The organism is Mesorhizobium sp. CA12 (assembly GCF_020165255.1).
GTDB lineage: Bacteria > Pseudomonadota > Alphaproteobacteria > Rhizobiales > Rhizobiaceae > Mesorhizobium.
Map to the genome: position 1 here is coordinate 141586 of NZ_JAIUHT010000011.1, position 15739 is coordinate 157324.

13 protein-coding genes are annotated in these 15739 nt (G+C 64.8%); 10 read left to right on the top strand and 3 right to left on the bottom strand.

Features of this window, described 5'->3' with window-relative positions; genetic code table 11:
* Positions 1-38 precede the first annotated feature (38 nt).
* The 5 genes from LB520_RS19330 to LB520_RS19350 all read left to right on the top strand — a co-directional run bounded on the left by LB520_RS19330 (position 39) and on the right by LB520_RS19350 (position 3885).
* Positions 39-1130: a methionine ABC transporter ATP-binding protein gene (locus LB520_RS19330; protein WP_224638513.1), complete on the top strand. Its 1092-nt coding sequence runs from the start codon at positions 39-41 to the stop codon at positions 1128-1130.
* Entirely contained in the window at positions 1111-1764 is a 654-nt protein-coding gene (locus LB520_RS19335; protein ID WP_095768896.1) for a methionine ABC transporter permease, read from the top strand. The genes LB520_RS19330 and LB520_RS19335 overlap by 20 nt, the downstream gene beginning before the upstream one ends.
* Positions 1765-2048: 284 nt before the next feature.
* Positions 2049-3068, top strand: a complete 1020-nt coding sequence (locus tag LB520_RS19340) for an isopenicillin N synthase family dioxygenase (protein WP_224638514.1) — start codon at positions 2049-2051, stop codon at positions 3066-3068.
* 149 nt (positions 3069-3217) lie between these two features.
* The gene (locus LB520_RS19345) at positions 3218-3424 is read left to right on the top strand and encodes a hypothetical protein (protein ID WP_224638515.1); all 207 of its coding nucleotides are present in this window, start codon (positions 3218-3220) and stop codon (positions 3422-3424) included.
* Positions 3425-3531: 107 nt separating this feature from the next.
* Entirely contained in the window at positions 3532-3885 is a 354-nt protein-coding gene (locus tag LB520_RS19350; RefSeq protein WP_224638516.1) for a hypothetical protein, read from the top strand.
* Between the two features lie 134 nt (positions 3886-4019).
* Here the strand turns inward: LB520_RS19350 and LB520_RS19355 are convergent, their stop codons facing one another.
* Positions 4020-4922 carry a LysR family transcriptional regulator gene (locus tag LB520_RS19355; RefSeq protein WP_224638517.1) on the bottom strand — a complete coding sequence of 301 codons (903 nt, stop codon included), beginning with the start codon at positions 4920-4922 and terminating at the stop codon, positions 4020-4022.
* A 101-nt stretch (positions 4923-5023) separates the two neighbouring features.
* Here LB520_RS19355 and LB520_RS19360 point away from each other — a divergent pair, with 101 nt between their 5' ends.
* Together LB520_RS19360 and LB520_RS19365 are read left to right on the top strand one after the other, a co-directional pair.
* Positions 5024-6010 (top strand): zinc-dependent alcohol dehydrogenase family protein, encoded by a 987-nt coding sequence (locus tag LB520_RS19360; protein ID WP_224638518.1) that lies wholly within the window; start codon positions 5024-5026, stop codon positions 6008-6010.
* Positions 6011-6109: 99 nt separating this feature from the next.
* Positions 6110-7069, top strand: a complete 960-nt coding sequence (locus LB520_RS19365) for a dihydrodipicolinate synthase family protein (protein WP_224638519.1) — start codon at positions 6110-6112, stop codon at positions 7067-7069.
* 73 nt (positions 7070-7142) lie between these two features.
* Here the strand turns inward: LB520_RS19365 and LB520_RS19370 are convergent, their stop codons facing one another.
* Positions 7143-8039 (bottom strand): AraC family transcriptional regulator, encoded by an 897-nt coding sequence (locus LB520_RS19370; RefSeq protein WP_224638520.1) that lies wholly within the window; start codon positions 8037-8039, stop codon positions 7143-7145.
* Positions 8040-8188: 149 nt separating this feature from the next.
* On the opposite strand from LB520_RS19370, the gene LB520_RS19375 reads away from it, so the two are divergent.
* Positions 8189-8914 carry an SDR family oxidoreductase gene (locus tag LB520_RS19375; protein WP_224638521.1) on the top strand — a complete coding sequence of 242 codons (726 nt, stop codon included), beginning with the start codon at positions 8189-8191 and terminating at the stop codon, positions 8912-8914.
* Between the two features lie 64 nt (positions 8915-8978).
* On the opposite strand, the gene LB520_RS19380 is transcribed toward LB520_RS19375, so the two are convergent.
* Complete coding sequence (locus LB520_RS19380) at positions 8979-12383, bottom strand: acyl-[ACP]--phospholipid O-acyltransferase (RefSeq protein ID WP_224638522.1); 3405 nt, start codon at positions 12381-12383, stop codon at positions 8979-8981.
* 536 nt (positions 12384-12919) lie between these two features.
* On the opposite strand from LB520_RS19380, the gene LB520_RS19385 reads away from it, so the two are divergent.
* Entirely contained in the window at positions 12920-14290 is a 1371-nt protein-coding gene (locus LB520_RS19385; RefSeq protein ID WP_224638555.1) for an SWIM zinc finger family protein, read from the top strand.
* Between the two features lie 95 nt (positions 14291-14385).
* Positions 14386-15726 carry a DUF5691 domain-containing protein gene (locus LB520_RS19390; protein WP_224638523.1) on the top strand — a complete coding sequence of 447 codons (1341 nt, stop codon included), beginning with the start codon at positions 14386-14388 and terminating at the stop codon, positions 15724-15726.
* The last annotated feature ends 13 nt before the right edge of the window (positions 15727-15739 follow it).

Genomic DNA, 15739 nt, shown 5'->3' on the forward strand with positions numbered 1-15739 from the left:
CGCCGTCGCGTTTGCGCGGCACAGAAACGGACATAGAAATGAACCACCATGTCACGGCCGAACGCGCCGATCCGGTCCACACCCAGCCGACCGGGCGGGAAGACGTTGTTCGCCTCGTCGGCCTGAAGCGCCGCTTCGGCGGGACGCCGGCGCTCGACGGTGTGTCGCTGACCGTTCAGAAGGGCGAGATCCTCGGGATCATCGGCCGCAGCGGCGCCGGCAAATCAACGCTGATCCGCTGTCTGAACGGGCTGGAGCGGCCCGATTCCGGCGAGGTCTTCATCGAGGGCCGCGAAATCGGCCGCCTGAGCGAACGCGAGCTGCAGCCGCTGCGCCGCCGCATCGGCATGGTGTTCCAGCACTTCAATCTTTTGTCGGCCAAGACCGTCGAGGAGAATGTCGCGCTGCCGCTCAAGATCGAGGGCCGCCCGCGCGCCGAGCGCTTGGCCCGCGCGGCGGAACTGCTGCAGCTCGTCGGTCTGTCGGAGAAAGCCAAGGCCTATCCGGCGTCGCTGTCGGGCGGACAGAAGCAGCGTGTCGGCATCGCCAGGGCGCTCGCCGCGCGGCCGGCGCTGCTCTTGTCGGACGAGGCGACCTCGGCGCTCGATCCGGAGACGACGCGCTCGATCCTGGCGCTGCTCAAGGACATCAATTCCAGGCTCGGTCTCACAATCCTGCTCATCACCCACGAGATGGAGGTGATCCGTTCGATAGCCGACCGCGTGGCGGTGATCGATGCCGGCCGGATCGTCGAGGAAGGGGCCGTCTGGCAGGTCTTCGCCAATCCGAAATCGGAGATCACCCGCAGCCTGCTCGGCAGCATCCGGCCGCAATTGCCGCCCGAGATCGCCAGCCGGCTGGCTCCGGGCGAAGGCGCGGAAACGATTCTCCGGATCGATGTGGCCGGCGAGGCAGCGCGCGGTGCTTTGCTTTCCGATCTTGCCGCAGCGGTGCCAGGCCAATTCCGCCTGGTGCAGGGCGGCGTCGATCATGTCCAAGGTCAGCCTGTCGGCACGCTGTTCCTGGCCGTTGCCGGCGCTGAAGCCGCGCATCTTGCGCGGGTGACGACATTCCTGAAGGACCGCGGCGCGCGGGTGGAGGTGCTTGGCCATGTCGCCGGTCCTGTTTGAACTCCTGCTTCGCTCGATCTGGGAGACCGTGCTGATGACCGGCGCGTCCGGTATCATCTCGCTCGTCTTCGGCCTGCCGCTCGGCCTTGCCCTGGTCGCCACCGATCGCGGCGGCATTGCGGAGAACATTTGGGTGAACCGCGTTCTCGGCGCCATCATCAATGGCTTCCGCTCGGTGCCGTTCATCATCCTGCTGGTCGCATTGATCCCGGTGACGCGGCTGATCGTCGGCACCTCGATCGGCACCTGGGCGGCGATCGTGCCGTTGTCGATCGCCGCCACGCCCTACTACGCCCGCATCGCCGAAGTGTCGCTGCGCGAGGTCGACCACGGGCTGATCGAGGCGGCGCGCGCCATGGGCGGCAATCGCTGGACGATCATCCGCGAGGTGCTGGTGCCGGAGGCGCTGCCGGGCATCGTCGCCGGCTTCACGGTGACGCTGGTGACGCTGGTCGGCGCCTCGGCCATGGCCGGCGCCATCGGTGCCGGCGGTCTCGGCGACCTGGCCATCCGCTACGGCTACCAACGCTTTGAGACCAGCGTCATGGTCGCCGTGGTCGTCGTTCTCATCGTGCTGGTCTGCGGCATCCAGTGGATCGGCGACCGGCTCGTCGCGCGGCTGGATCATCGCTGACCGGGCGAGCAGGGGCCCCGGCGCGAACGCAAATTGCCGCAAAAGCCTGGAATTGAGCGCCGGCTTGCTCCGTTTGCAACGAGATTGAGCGGTGCGTTTCTTCACCCGCAATGGCGCGCATGTCATCGTGCGACGGGGTCGCTAGAGCAATTCCAGGAAAAGTGCGTAGCGGTTTTCCGTTCGGAATTGCGCCGAAACTAAAGAGAGCAATTCCAGGAACGGTGCGCAGCGGTTTTCCGTCCCGGGATTGCGAAAAAAAAGTTACCGCCAAGAGGAGCCTGTCCATGGCCAGAATAATCCCGGTGCTCGATCTCGACCGCCTGGAGCAGGGCGCATCGGAACTGCGGACATTTCTGTTCGATCTGCGTACCGCCGCGCGCGATGTCGGCTTCTTCTATCTGAGCGGCCACGGCATCACCCAGCCGGAGATCGATGCAGTGCTGGGCGCCGCGCGCCGCTTCTTCGCCTTGCCGGAGGCCGACAAGCTCGACATCGAAATGGTCAAGTCGCCGCAGTTTCGCGGCTATACGCGCGCCGGCGGCGAGCTGACCAAAGGCAAGGCCGACTGGCGTGAGCAGCTCGACATCGGCGTCGAGCGCACGACGATTGCGCAAGGGCCGGGCGTGCCGGCCTGGACGCGGCTGCAGGGTCCGAACCAGTGGCCTGCCGCGCTTCCCGATCTGAGGCCCGCGCTGCTTGCCTGGCAGGCCAAGGCGACCGATGTGGCGATCCGGCTGCTGAAAGCCTTCGCGCTGTCGCTCGACCAGCCGGAGGATGCTTTCGATCCGATCTTTCGCGATGAGCCGAACCACCGTATGAAGATCGTGCGCTATCCTGGCCGCAACGTCACCGGCGACGACCAGGGCGTCGGCGCGCACAAGGATGGCGGCTTCCTCACCCTTCTGCTGCAGGACGAGAACAAGGGCCTGCAGGTCGAGTATGACGGCAACTGGGTCGATGTCGACCCGATCCCGCGAACGCTCGTCGTCAACATCGGCGAGTTGCTGGAGCTCGCCTCGAACGGCTATCTCAGGGCGACTGTGCATCGCGTCGTCACGCCGCCGGCCGGCGTCGAACGCATTTCGGTGCCGTTCTTCTTCAGCGCCCGGCTCGATGCCACGATCCCGCTGCTCGACCTGCCGGAGGAGCTCGCTGCCGAAGCGCGCGGCCCGGCCAGCGATCCCGACAATCCGCTCTTCCGCAACGTCGGAACCAATGTGCTGAAAAGCCGCCTGCGGTCGCATCCCAACGTGGCGCGGCGTCACTATGCCGATCTTCTGGGAAAAGCAGCGGCCATCGGCTGACGATTTCGTTGGATTTGAGCGAGATTTTTCGCGTTTCTCCTCTTTTTTGGAATTCCGTTCGTGGAAAATATGCCGCTTCAGGCCCACATAGGAAGTATCGCTCGGTGTTTTCCTCCCATTGCGCCGGGCGATGTTCCCCTCTGAAGGTTATGACCTTCATACTTTGGCCGGGCCGCTTTCGCGCCCGGCCTTTTTCTTATCTGCGTCGGGAATCCTCCGGTCAGACCGGCGAAGCGCTCGGCCTGCATTTGGATGTCGACCCCTTCACCGGCTCCGACTCGTCAGCCGCCGCCGCTCGAATATTTCGCGCGCTCGAACCTCAAGCGCATTTTCCCCGCTATTCCATCCTGACATGAATGCGCGAACCGTTGTGTTACGGTGTTGGTGATGTTCACGGCATCCGCTCGGACCTGCCGTAAAGTGAAGAGGAGAGTTCGCCACGTCCAGGATCAGCCGCCGCGCCTTGCTCTTTCATTCCGGCTGCGCGGTCGTCGCCTCGACCGTCGCAGCAAACGGTCACAGCACGAAGGCGCTGAGGCGTGACCGGCAACCATCCAATGACCTGTTCGCCCTGATTGAGGCGCACAAGGCAGCGTACGCAGCGTTCGGCAAGGCCGTCCACAAAAGGGGCAGCCATAGCCGTGACCACATCGAGGCCGGGCGAGAGGAGGAGAGGGCGCTGCTAGCCATCTGCGCCTATCGGGCGGTCAAGCAAGGCGACCGCCTGGCCAAGGCCCGATACCTTTTGGAGATCGAGGCGCGCGGCGAGCTCGACCTGCCAGAACACATGCAGGCCCTTCTGCGCTCTACGGTGTGAAAGGCATGAGACTTCCAGCGCATAGACCGTCGAACCCGCCGCAGTGCTGAAGGTTCCGGGGCTTACGATCATCTGTTCGCGACGAAGGTGCTGATGCGGCTCGGTGTGATGCAGCGACTGGAATCGGCGTGGACTTAGCTCATCATCTTCGGCAATCCCGCCGCCAGCGCGTCGACGGCCAGCCGCACTTTCAGCGGCAAATCCGGCGCCTGCAGCCGGAGCGCATGGCAGTCATAGAGATAGTCCCGTTGCTCGGGCAGCAGGCGGACCAGTGTGCCGCCCTCGATGCGTTGTCGCACCAGCCAGTATGGCAGCCAGGCCAGTCCCATGCCGTCGGTTGCCGCATCGGCGATGGCGTCGAGGTCGTCGAGCCGCAGCCGGCCGGCGGGGGCGATCTGCGTCACCGAGTCATCGTCGCGCGTAAACAGCCATGGCTGCAGCGCCTGGCCGAGCCGCCGGTAGACGATCGCTTGATGGCTGGCTATGTCTTCGGGTTGATGCGGTCGGCCGAAGCTTTCGATGTAGGACGGCGACGCGCAGACGATCATGCGCTGGCGCGCGACGCGGCGCGCGATGATGCCGGCCCTGTCGTCCAGCGTGCCGGTGCGGATCGCCAGGTCGAACCCGTCCTCGACGAGATCGGCGAAGCGATCGCTGAGCGACAGGTCCAATTCCAGCGTCGGATAACGCCGGGCCAGCTCGATTAGGATCGGCGTGACGCAGTGGCGACCGAAATGCGCCGGCATCGTCACGCGCAGTGTGCCGCGCGGCTCGGACAACTGATCGGCTGCCAAGGCATCGGCCGCTTGCACTTCGGCCAGCACGATGCGGCAGCGCTCGTAATAGGCGCGCCCGAAATCGGTCAGGCTTTGCCGGCGCGTGGTGCGGTTGATGAGCCGCATGCCGAGCCGCTCTTCGAGGAAGCGGACATGCTTGCCGACCATCGGCCCCGACAGGTCGAGCGCCGCCGCGGCGGCCGCGAACGAGCCGAGATCGACAGCCTTGACGAACACCTCCATGCTTTCGAGGCGATCCATATTCAAAACCAACCGTTTCGACTGTTCTGTCTGCGTGCAGATTTATCGGTTCTCGATACCGCTGCATAGTCCATTCCATCAGGTGGGTTTGGAGTTGCAGGATGACAAAGGTTGTTCGCTTTCACAGTCACGGGGGTCCCGAGGTGCTTCGCATCGAAGATATGGATGTTCCGTCGCCAGGCCCCGGCGAGGTGCGGATGCGCGTCAGGGCGCTGGGCTTGAACCGCGCCGAAGCCTTGATGCGCAACGGCTCTTACATCGAGACGCCGACGCTGCCATCGGGCCTCGGCCTCGAAGCGGCGGGGATCGTCGAGGCGGTGGGAGCCGGCGTGGAAGTCTTCGCACTGGGCGATGCAGTCAGCATCATCCCGCCGCGCTCGATGGCGCGCTGGCCGGCCTATGGCCAGCTCGTGAATTTTCCCGCCGAGCTTGTGGTGAAACATCCGCCATCGCTTTCGTTCGAGGCCGCCGCCGCGACATGGATGCAATATCTCACCGCCTGTGGCGCGCTGGTCGATATCGCGCGTCTCGGCCCTGACGAGCCTGTCGTCATCACCGCCGCGTCGAGCAGCGTCGGACTGGCCGCCATCCAGATCGCCAACAGAATTGGCGCGGTGCCGATCGCCGTCACCCGAACATCGGCCAAGAAGATGGCGCTGCTCGACGCCGGCGCGGCGCATGTGGTGGCCTCTGCCGAGGAGGATATCGAAGCGAGGCTGAGGGAGATAGCACCGCAAGGCGTGCGCGTCGTTCTCGACGCGGTCAGCGGCCCGATCTTCACGCCGCTTACCGCCGCGATGGCGCCCGGCGGCATTCTCATCGAATATGGCGGCCTCAGCCCCGAGCCGACGCCGTTCCCGCTGCCCGATGTCCTGGCGAAGACGCTGACGCTGCGCGGCTACCTCGTCCACGAGATCACCGGCGATCCCGCCCGGCTTGAAGCCGCCAAGGCCTTCATCCTCGACGGCCTCGCCGCAGGCGCGCTGAAGCCGGTCATCGCCAGGACGTTTCCGTTCGAGAAGATCGCCGAGGCGCACCGTTTTCTGGAAGCAGGCGAACAGTTCGGCAAGATCGTGGTGACCGTTTGAGGCTCTCTTCAGCCGGAAAAGCGACTATCCGCTTGGCAAGCGGTGCTGCGCCGGGCCAAACTGGTCGTTCCGCATGCCTGCCTCAAGGAGACTTCGAAGATGACCGCCAATGTTTTTTCCGGCTGCATGCCGGCGCTGATGACGCCTTGCACCGATGACCGACTTCCCGACTTCGACGCGCTGGTGCGCAAGGGGCGCGAGCTGATCGCCGCCGGCATGTCGGCCGTCGTCTATTGCGGCTCCATGGGCGACTGGCCGCTGCTGACCGACGCTCAACGCATGGAAGGCGTCGAGCGCCTGGTGAAAGCCGGCGTCCCGGTGATCGTCGGCACCGGCGCGGTCAACACCGCCAGCGCCGTGGCGCACGCCGCCCATGCGCAAAAGGTCGGCGCGCGGGGCCTGATGGTGATCCCGCGCGTGCTCTCGCGCGGCCCGTCGGTGACGGCGCAGCGCCATCATTTCAAGGCAATCCTTGCCGCCGCGCCCGACCTGCCGGCCGTCATCTATAACAGTCCCTATTACGGCTTTGCCACGCGCGCCGACCTGTTCTTCGCGCTGCGCGCCGAGCATCCGAACCTGGTCGGCTTCAAGGAGTTCGGCGGCCCGGCGGATTTGCGCTATGCGGCGGAAAACATAACCAGCCGCGACGATGAGGTCGCGCTGATGATCGGCGTCGACACCGCCGTCTTCCACGGCTTCGTCAATTGCGGAGCGTCCGGCGCCATCACCGGCATAGGCAATGTCCTGCCGAAGGAAGTGCTGCATCTGGTGGGTCTCAGCCAAGCGGCGGCGCAAGGCGATGCCGAAGCGCGCCGGCTGGCGCAGGAGCTGGACGCGGCACTGGCCGTGCTGTCCTCTTTCGACGAGGGTCCGGACCTCGTGCTCTATTTCAAGCACATGATGGTGCTGAAGGGTAATCCCGAATACAGGCTGCACTTCAACGAGACGGACGCGCTGAGCGAGAGCCAACGCGGTTATGCCGAGCAGCAGCTCAAGCTCTTCGACACCTGGTATGCCCAGTGGTCGAGGCAGCCCGTCATGGCAAGATACGCGGCCTGAGCCGATCGGTCCGGCGCAAAGTCTCCGGCGATCCAGGGCCTGTTTGACAGCTGCACCCCGTTCGGCCAAAGCCTCAATAGGCCGCGGCCGAGCCGGGTATGGCCTGAAGACGCTCGATGTCCTGACGGGGCGGGGCGCCGAACAGGCGCCGATACTCGCGGCTGAACTGGGACGGGCTGTCATAGCCGACCGCGAAACCGGCCGTGCCGGCGTTGGCCCCGTCGGCCAGCATCAGCCTTCGCGCTTCCTGCAGGCGTAGCTGTTTTTGATATTCCAGCGGAGTCATGCGCGTGATCGCCTTGAAGTGAGCATGAAACGACGACGCGCTCATGCCTGACGCCGCGGCAATCTCGTCGATCCGCAATTGCGCCTGGAAGCCGTTCCGAATCGTAGCGATCGCGCGGCTCACCTGGTTCAGGTGGCTGTCCACGGTTCCCATTTGACGAAGCGTTGCGCCATGCGGACCGGTAAGCAGACGGTAGAGGATTTCGCGCTCTATCAGCGGGGCCAGAACATCGATGGTTTCGGGGCGATCGAGCAGCTTCACCAATCGGCCCGCGGCATCGATCAGGTCCGGATCGCTTGGATAGACAGCAAGCACAGGCAAGTCCTTTTCGCCAGAAGCCCGCCGCTCCGTCACCAGCAGATCGGCAAGTGCCGCGAGGTCGAAGTCGATCTTGCAACATAGATATGGTGCGGCCGGACTGGCCTCGAGAACATGGCCGACCAGAGGCAGGTCGACCGAAACAAGAAGATAGCTCGATGCATCATAGACCACGCTCTGGTCTGCCAGCGAGACGCGCTTCGACCCTTGGGCGATTATGCAAAGCGAGGCTTCATAGACCGCCGGCACCGGCGCGCTGGGCCGGTCGGCACGAATGAGCGTCAGCCGGGGGATCGCGGTGCCTGAAATGCCCGGATCCCTGGTATGTCGGGCAATCAGCCCGGCCAGTTCGGTGATTTTTTCCATGCCGCATAAATCTGCATGACGCGGAATGTTGCAAGGCTTGTCCGCCTCGTTTGGAGGATTGTGCAAACTCTTTGGACGATCACGCTACCGGTCTTCACCTGTGCGGCGCCATTTTGCATCCCGTCACCGCAAGCCAAAAAGGAACGATCATGACGGGACTGAAAGACAAGATTGTACTCATCACCGGCGCATCGAGCGGCATCGGCGAAGCGACGGTACGAGAGCTTGCCGCGGCCGGCGCCAGACTGTTCATCGGAGCCCGACGCGCCGAGCGTCTGAAGGCGCTGGCCGAGGAAATCGGTGAACGCGTCGCCTGGCGCGAGCTCGACGTAACGGATGCCGAGAGCTTCGACGCTTTCGTCGATGCCGCTCATGCCCAATTCGGACGGATCGATGCGCTGGTCAACAATGCCGGCGTCATGCCGCTGTCGCCGCTTGCCGCGCTGAAGCGCGATGAGTGGGCGCGCATGATAAACGTCAACATCTTTGGCGTGCTGAACGGGATCGCTTCGGTGCTGCCGCGCTTCGTCGCGCAGAAAAACGGGCACGTCGTCAACGTGGCGTCCGTCGGCGCGCATCTCGTGCTGCCCACCGCGGCGGTCTACTGTGGCACGAAATATGCGGTGTGGGCGATCACCGAAGGCCTGCGGCAGGAGCACGACGACATCCGCGCCACGATCATCTCCCCCGGGGTGACAGCGACCGAGTTGGGCGACGACATCAGCGACCCGCAGGTGGCAGCGGCTTTGAAAGAGTGGCGGCAAAAGTCGCTGAAGCCGGACGCCATTGCCCGCGCGATCCGCTTCGCGCTCGAACAGCCCGACGGCGTCGACGTCAACGAAGTGATCGTGCGCCCGACCGCCGCCAACATGTGAGTGAACGCCAGCGATTGGCAATGAACAGGCCGGAGCTTGTTGCCGGCCTGTTCGCATGCGCGGGTCAGGCGGCCTTGACCTTCAGGTCCTCCTCGCCGCGCACCATCCTGGTCACGCCGGCGAAGTCGAGCTTGCCGGAACCGAGCACCGGCACTTTCGCCACGACACGCACTTCGGCCGGCACCATCAGGTCCATGGCGCCGTTGGCCTTGGCGAAGGCGAGGAACTCGGCGCGGGTGGCGCCGGACGCTTCCGTGATCAGGATCAGCTTCTCGCCCTTGCGCGCGTCCGGCAGCGTGGCGACGGCCGACAGCGAGCCTTTCCACAATTCGCCCGCCAGCGCCTCCACCGCGGCAAGCGAAACCATCTCGCCACCGATCTTGGCGAAACGCTTGGCGCGGCCACGGATCGAGATGAAGCCCGCATCGTCGACGGTGACGACATCGCCGGTGTCGTGCCAGCCGTTTTCCAGCTGCTCGATCACGCCAGGATTCTCGGCGCGCAGATAGCCGGCCATGACGTTGGGGCCGCGCACGAAAAGGCGCCCGCCTTCGTCGACGCCGGGCACCGGCTCGAGACGGTACTCCATGCCGGGCATGATCTTACCGACGCTGCCCGATTTGTTGTACATCGGCGTGTTGATGGCGATCACCGGCGCGGTTTCGGTCACGCCATAGCCCTCCAGGATGCGCAGGCCGAACTTCTCCATATAGGTCGTGCGCGTGGCGGCCTTGACCGGCTCGGCGCCCGCGAAGCAGTAGCGCACCGAGCGGAAGTCGTAAGGGTGCGCCGTGCGGGCATAGCCGGAGAGGAACGTGTCGGTGCCGAAGATGATCGTCGCGTTCGACCCGTAGATCAGTTCCGGCACGATGCGGTAGTGCAGCGGCGAGGGGTAGAAATAGACCGGCACGCCGGAGATCAGCGGCAGCACCGTGCCCGCCGTCATGCCGAAGGAGTGGAAGATCGGCAGCACGTTGAACACCTTGTCGCCCGAATGGAAGTCGATGCGCGAGGCGGCCTGGGCGGCATTGGCCAGGATGTTGCGATGGGTGAGCACCACGCCCTTGGGCGTGCCTTCCGAGCCCGAGGTGAACAGGATCGCTGCCGGATCGTCCGCTTTGCGCGCCACCCGCGGCGTCGTCTTGCGCAACAGGCCGAGTAGCTTGTCCTTGAGGCCGATCGTGGCCCGCAGGTCGTCGAGCCAGACGATGTCGACCGAGCGGCCGATCTCCTCGACGACCGGCCCGAGCTTTGCCTGTTCGACGAAGGCGCGGGAGGTGAGCACGGTGCGCACCTCGGCCGCCTTGCAGGCCGACAGGATGTTCGCTGCACCGGCGGTGAAGTTGATCATTGCCGGAACCTTGCCGGCCGACATCACGCCGAGAAGTGCCGCGCAGGCGCCGTTGGCGTTGGGCAGCATGATGCCCAATGTCTGCTGGCCGGCATAGAGATGCTCGAACTTCTCGCCGAGCACCGCAGCGGCCGCCAGCAGCTTGCCGTAGCTCAGCGACCCGGTAACCGGATCCTGCACGGCGAGCTCCTTCATGCCGCGCTCGTTGGCGGTCTCGATGATCTTCTCCAGCACCGTCTTGCCGATGTCCTGGGTGCGGAAGACCAGGTCCGACATCACCTGGTAGAGCGCGGAACCGGCCGCGGCGCGGCGCTGGCGGCCCTTCAGTTCCTGCGCGACTTCGAGCTTCACCGGTTCCAGGATGGTCACCTTGACCTTCGGGAACAGGCGATGGCGCACATGCTGCGAGGTCAGTCGCGAGAAGTAGCTCTTCTCCAGCCCCTCGATGCGCACCGGCACCACCATCGAGCTGGTCTTGTCGGCCACCATGGCCGCGCCGTCATAGACCTTCATCAGGCCGCCGGTGACAGTGATGCGGCCTTCCGGGAAGATGACCAGCGGGTCGCCGCCCTGCACGATCTTTATCAGCGTGCGGGTCGACATCGGCTTCGCCGGATTGAGCGGCAAAGCGCGAGCAAGCTTCATGAACGGCTTCATCCACCAGGCCTGGGCGATCGTGTAGTCGATGGCGAAGACTGGTTCCTCGTCGGTCAGGGTCAGCGCCAGCGGACCGTCGAGGAAGCTGACATGGTTGAGGGCCAGGATCGGCGCCTTACCGGCCGCCTTGAGGTTTTCGATGCCCTCGATCTCCAAGCGCAGGAAGGCGCGGAAGAGGATAGAGACGAAGTCGCGGAAGGGGTTGGTCGGCAGATATTTCAGCATCAGCCAGGCGGCGAGGGCGTTGGCCGCGACGAGGCCGAACAGGATGCCCGCGATCGAGACGCCCGCAGCCTGGATGGCCGCGACGAGAATGCCGCCGACGGTCATGAAGCCCGCATTGACGATGCTGACCGCGGCCACGATGCGGGCGCGGCGCGCTTCCGGCGACCAGGCCTGCACGGCGGCGAAGGTCGGCACCACCAGGAAGGCGGCGGCAATGGCCATGCCGGCGAGGTCGATGGCGACGCGGATGGTGTTAGGCCCGGCGAAGAAGGCGGCAAGCGTCTCGGCCTTGGGCGAAGGCTGCATGCTGCCGATGGTCCAGGCAAGATGCAGGCCGAACAGCGCCAGCAGCGCCGTGCCGACCGGCGCCGGCAGCAGCACCATTCGTCCTTGCGACATCCAGGCGGCGATGGCCGAGCCGATGGCGATCGAGACGGCGAACACGGCGAGATAGGCGGTGACGGCGATCTCGTTGCCGCCGAGCGAATCCTTGATCAGCGTCGGCAGGATCGAAAGCACGATGGCGCCGACCAGCCAGAACCAGGAGGTCATCAGGCCGGCACGCCAGATGCGCGTGTCGGTGCGCAAGTCGGCGACCTGCCGCCAGGTCGAGCGGAAGATGTTCTTGTCGATGGCAAGATTGGGCGCGGCCGAACCGGTGGACGGTATATAGCGGCTGACGAACCAGCAGCCGACGGCCAGCGCCATCATGATCGGTCCGAACACCCAAACGCCGATACCATCGGCGGAGACGACGCCGCCGGCGATGGTGCCGCCGAGGATCGCTGCGAACGTGGCCGACTCGATCCAGGCATTGGCCTTTGGCAGTTCCTTGCGCTCGAGATGATCCGGCAGGATGCCGTATTTGATCGGCCCGAACAGCGCCGAGATGGTGCCGAACATCAACAGCGCCGTCATCAGCACCGGGATCGAGGACAGCGCGATGCCGGCGACGGCGACGGCGGCCGCGGCGATCTCGGTGAACTTCAGCCGCCGCGCGATCAGCGCCTTGTCGAAGCGGTCGGCGATCTCGCCGCCAAGCGCCGACAGCAGCAGGAAGGGCGCCATGAAGACAGCCCCCGCCAGCGTCACCAGCGACGCGGCCTGGTCCTTGGCTAGCGTGAAGAGAATGAGGAACACCAGCGTGTTCTTCAGGAAATTGTCGTTGAAGGCTGAGAGGAATTGCGTCCAGAAGAGAGGCGCGAAGCGCCGCGACATCATCAGATGGGTGTTCATGGCAATTTCCATTGGGCAAGGCCGGCTGGCAATCCGATTGGACTGAGCGGACACTTGCGCGGTTTGAGCCTTGTTTATCGGGAAGCCGTTAAACTTCGTTACTGCGATTCAATCCAATCCATTTGTTTCTTGTTCTTGGCGCCTGGAATCCGTCGTTCATGATCGGCCTCCAGGCTTTCCAGGCGCTTGACTGTTTGCGGGCTTGGCTGTCGGCGAGCATCGATATGATCCTTTCGTTTCAGCGTTAAGCCGGATCGGCGCCGGTCTGTTTCAGGCCGGATACATTGCCTTGAACGCTGTTCACGAATGCACTATAGCACATCGTGAACGACGTTCAAGCGGAAAATTGAACGATGTTCACAAGTGACTGACCGGCACTGTCAGGAGAGCAACGGAACGTTAGACAGGTTCTCAAATTTTACGGCGGCTGGAGCTACACCGGCGCGCCGCAAACGGCTATCAATCGTTGCGACGTCATTGCTTCGGGGTGGTGAGAGGCGCGCGGCTTGCAGCTGGATTTGAAGACAATCGAGGCATTGGCCCCCGATCAGGCTTCGCTTGGCGCCGCGGCCAAGCTAACCAAGCGGTCGAACTGGCCCAGGCTTGAAGCACATGAACAGCTTCCGCTCATCTGGGGCGAATGCCAGGGCTCAGGATCCAACCCGTACCGGGTCGCATTCGACACCTCCGATCACGGCGCAAAATGCACGTGTCCGTCGCGAAAATTTCCGTGCAAGCACATACTGGCGTTGGCGTGGATCGGTGCCACGGCGCCCGACAGCTTCGCGCGTGTCGACCAGACGCCCGACTGGGTGAACGACTGGCTCGGCCGGCGCCGCAAGCCAGGACAGCCGCCGGCGCAAGCGCCCGCGCGCGCGGAAGGCAAAAGCATCGACGAGGCATCGCGGCCGGAAGAGACCGCTCCTGTTGAGGACGCTGCTGCCGCCGAACGCCGCGAGGCCGCGCAGCGCAAACGGGCCGAGGACACGCGCAGCGCGGTTTCTGCGGCGCTCGATGAGCTCGACCAATGGATCGCCGACCAGCTTCGGCTCGGTCTCGCCGGTTTTGTCAACGCCAGCAGTGAACGCTGCCGCCGCATCGCGGCGCGTCTTGTCGATCTGAAGGCGACGACGCTCGCCGGGCGCATCGACGAGTTGCCGGCGCGGCTGATGGCGCTGCGTGGCGAGGAGCGCCCGGATGCCGCGATCCGCGAGCTCGGCAAGCTGGTGCTGCTCGGCAAGGCCTGGCGTGCCGCGCCCGACGATGCCGAATTGAAGCGCCTGGTCTCGACGTCGGAGACGCGCGACCAGATCCTCGCCGACCCCGATGCCGTCCGGGTCGAGAGTGACTGGGAGGTGCTTGGCGAAAAGATCGAGACGCGGCGCGACGGCCTTGTGAGCCACGCCACCTGGTTGCTCGATCTCGGGAGTCCAACTCCACGATTTGCACTCCTGCTCGATTTCTTCCCGGCATCAGCGGGGCGGCGCTCCGGCGCTTTTGCCGCCGGGGACCGCTTCAAGGCGAGGCTGGTGTTCTACCCATCCCGCAATCCGCTCAGGGCGCTGATCGCGGAGCGGCTGGGCGACGCGTCGCCTGGCGCATGGCCGGCGTTCGCCGGCGGCGCCGAGGCCGATCCGCTCGCCGCTTATTCCGTATTCCAGGACAAAACGCCTTGGCTGTCCGATTGCCCGCTCATCCTGCCGGCCGGCGCGATCGCGCTGGACGAAAGGGACGGCGCCTGGTGGCAGGCGGCGAACGATCCGCATGGCATCGCCTTGCCTGTCGCGGGTTCGGTCAATCAAACCTTGCTCGGTCTCGACCTCGCGGCGACGGCCGCGCTCTGGAATGGCGCGAGGCTCGAGCTTCTGGCTTCGCAAAGCAGCATGGGGAGGCTCGACCTGTCGTGAACGAGCTCGATCAGGCAGGGCTGGCGAGGCTGCGCGACGGCTGGATTTCCGGCGGCGCTGCTTTCGAATTGGCTCCCGCCGAATGGAAGGAAGTCGTGGCGGCGGCCAACCCGGACGAGCAGGAGCGGCGGCTGCTGGCCATTGCCGCGCAGGCGCTGGATGTCGCGCTTCGCCCGGCGGCGCCGAAAACCTTGAAACGCCGTCCGCCACTGCCGGTGCTGGCCTTGCCGATGCTTCCTGAACGGCTGCGGCCGTCGCTGCGTGCCGCATTGAAATATGCAGCCGATGCGAGGCTCAAGACCCGCGTGGCCACGCTCGTCGCCAGCCGAGGCTTCGTGCTGCATCCGATGGACTGGATGCCCGCTGCGACGGATCAGGACAGTCCGGAAGTCTATGCGCCTTGGATCGACTGGCAGGCAGGCGCCGAAGGCGAAAAACGGTCCGGCCGCGAGCAACTGACGGCGGAGACCTGGGACGATTTCTATCCCGCCGCGCGCCGTATTGCCTTGATTGATTTACGGCGCACCAGGCCTGCCTTGGCGCGGGCTCTCATCGAGACCAAAGGGGCAAGCGAACCGGCGGAGGTCAGGCTTCCACTTGTCGAACTCATGCGTTTCGGCCTTGGTGCCGATGACGTTCCGTTTCTGAAGAGCTTGTCCGCCGATCGCTCAGGCAAAGTGCGCGAAACGGCCGGCCGGCTCCTGGCAAGATTGGGCGAACGTGGCAATCCAACTGATGGCGGGCTGGAAAATCCGATAGCCGAGCTCGCCGCTTTCATCGAGGAAGGCAAGTCCGGCTTCATCCGGCGCCGCACCACCTATGCGCCGATAAAAATCAAGTCGCCCGCGCAACAGGCACGTCGCGCCGAGTTGTTCGCGTCTTGTTATTTCGGCGATCTCGTCGCCCGCTTCGGCAAGGCGGAGCCCGATTTCATTGCGGCATGGCAGTTTGGCGTCGATGATAATGCCGACCTCTTTCTCGTTCGAATGGTCTCGGCGTCCGGCGGCGATGCGGCGGTGGCTTGTTTGGCGGACCTGCTCGTCGCCGCCGGCGGCAGGTTGGCGCTTCTCGTCCTCCAGCTCATGTTGCGTTTGGACGGCGGCAGGAAACGTCTCCTGATCAGGCAGATCCTGAATGACGCGCAAAATCTGGCCGCGCTCACCCTAGTCGAAGGCGCGGAAGCAGGCTGGCTGGAATGGGGCGACCTCACACGCGGCAAGACGCTTTCGGCGCTGCGTGCCGCCGTCTCGGGTGACAACGACATCATGAAACGAAGCGCCGAGCAGTATCTCGAAACTATCGGTTTTCTCGCCACGGCGGCGACGGCGGAAAAATTGATCGGCGAGGTCGTTGCCGCAGGCTTGCCGCCCGCATCCCCATCGCTCGGTCTGCTGCGGCTCAACGCGGCGCTTGCCGAGAATCAATCCCACAGATGATCAAGCTGGAGAC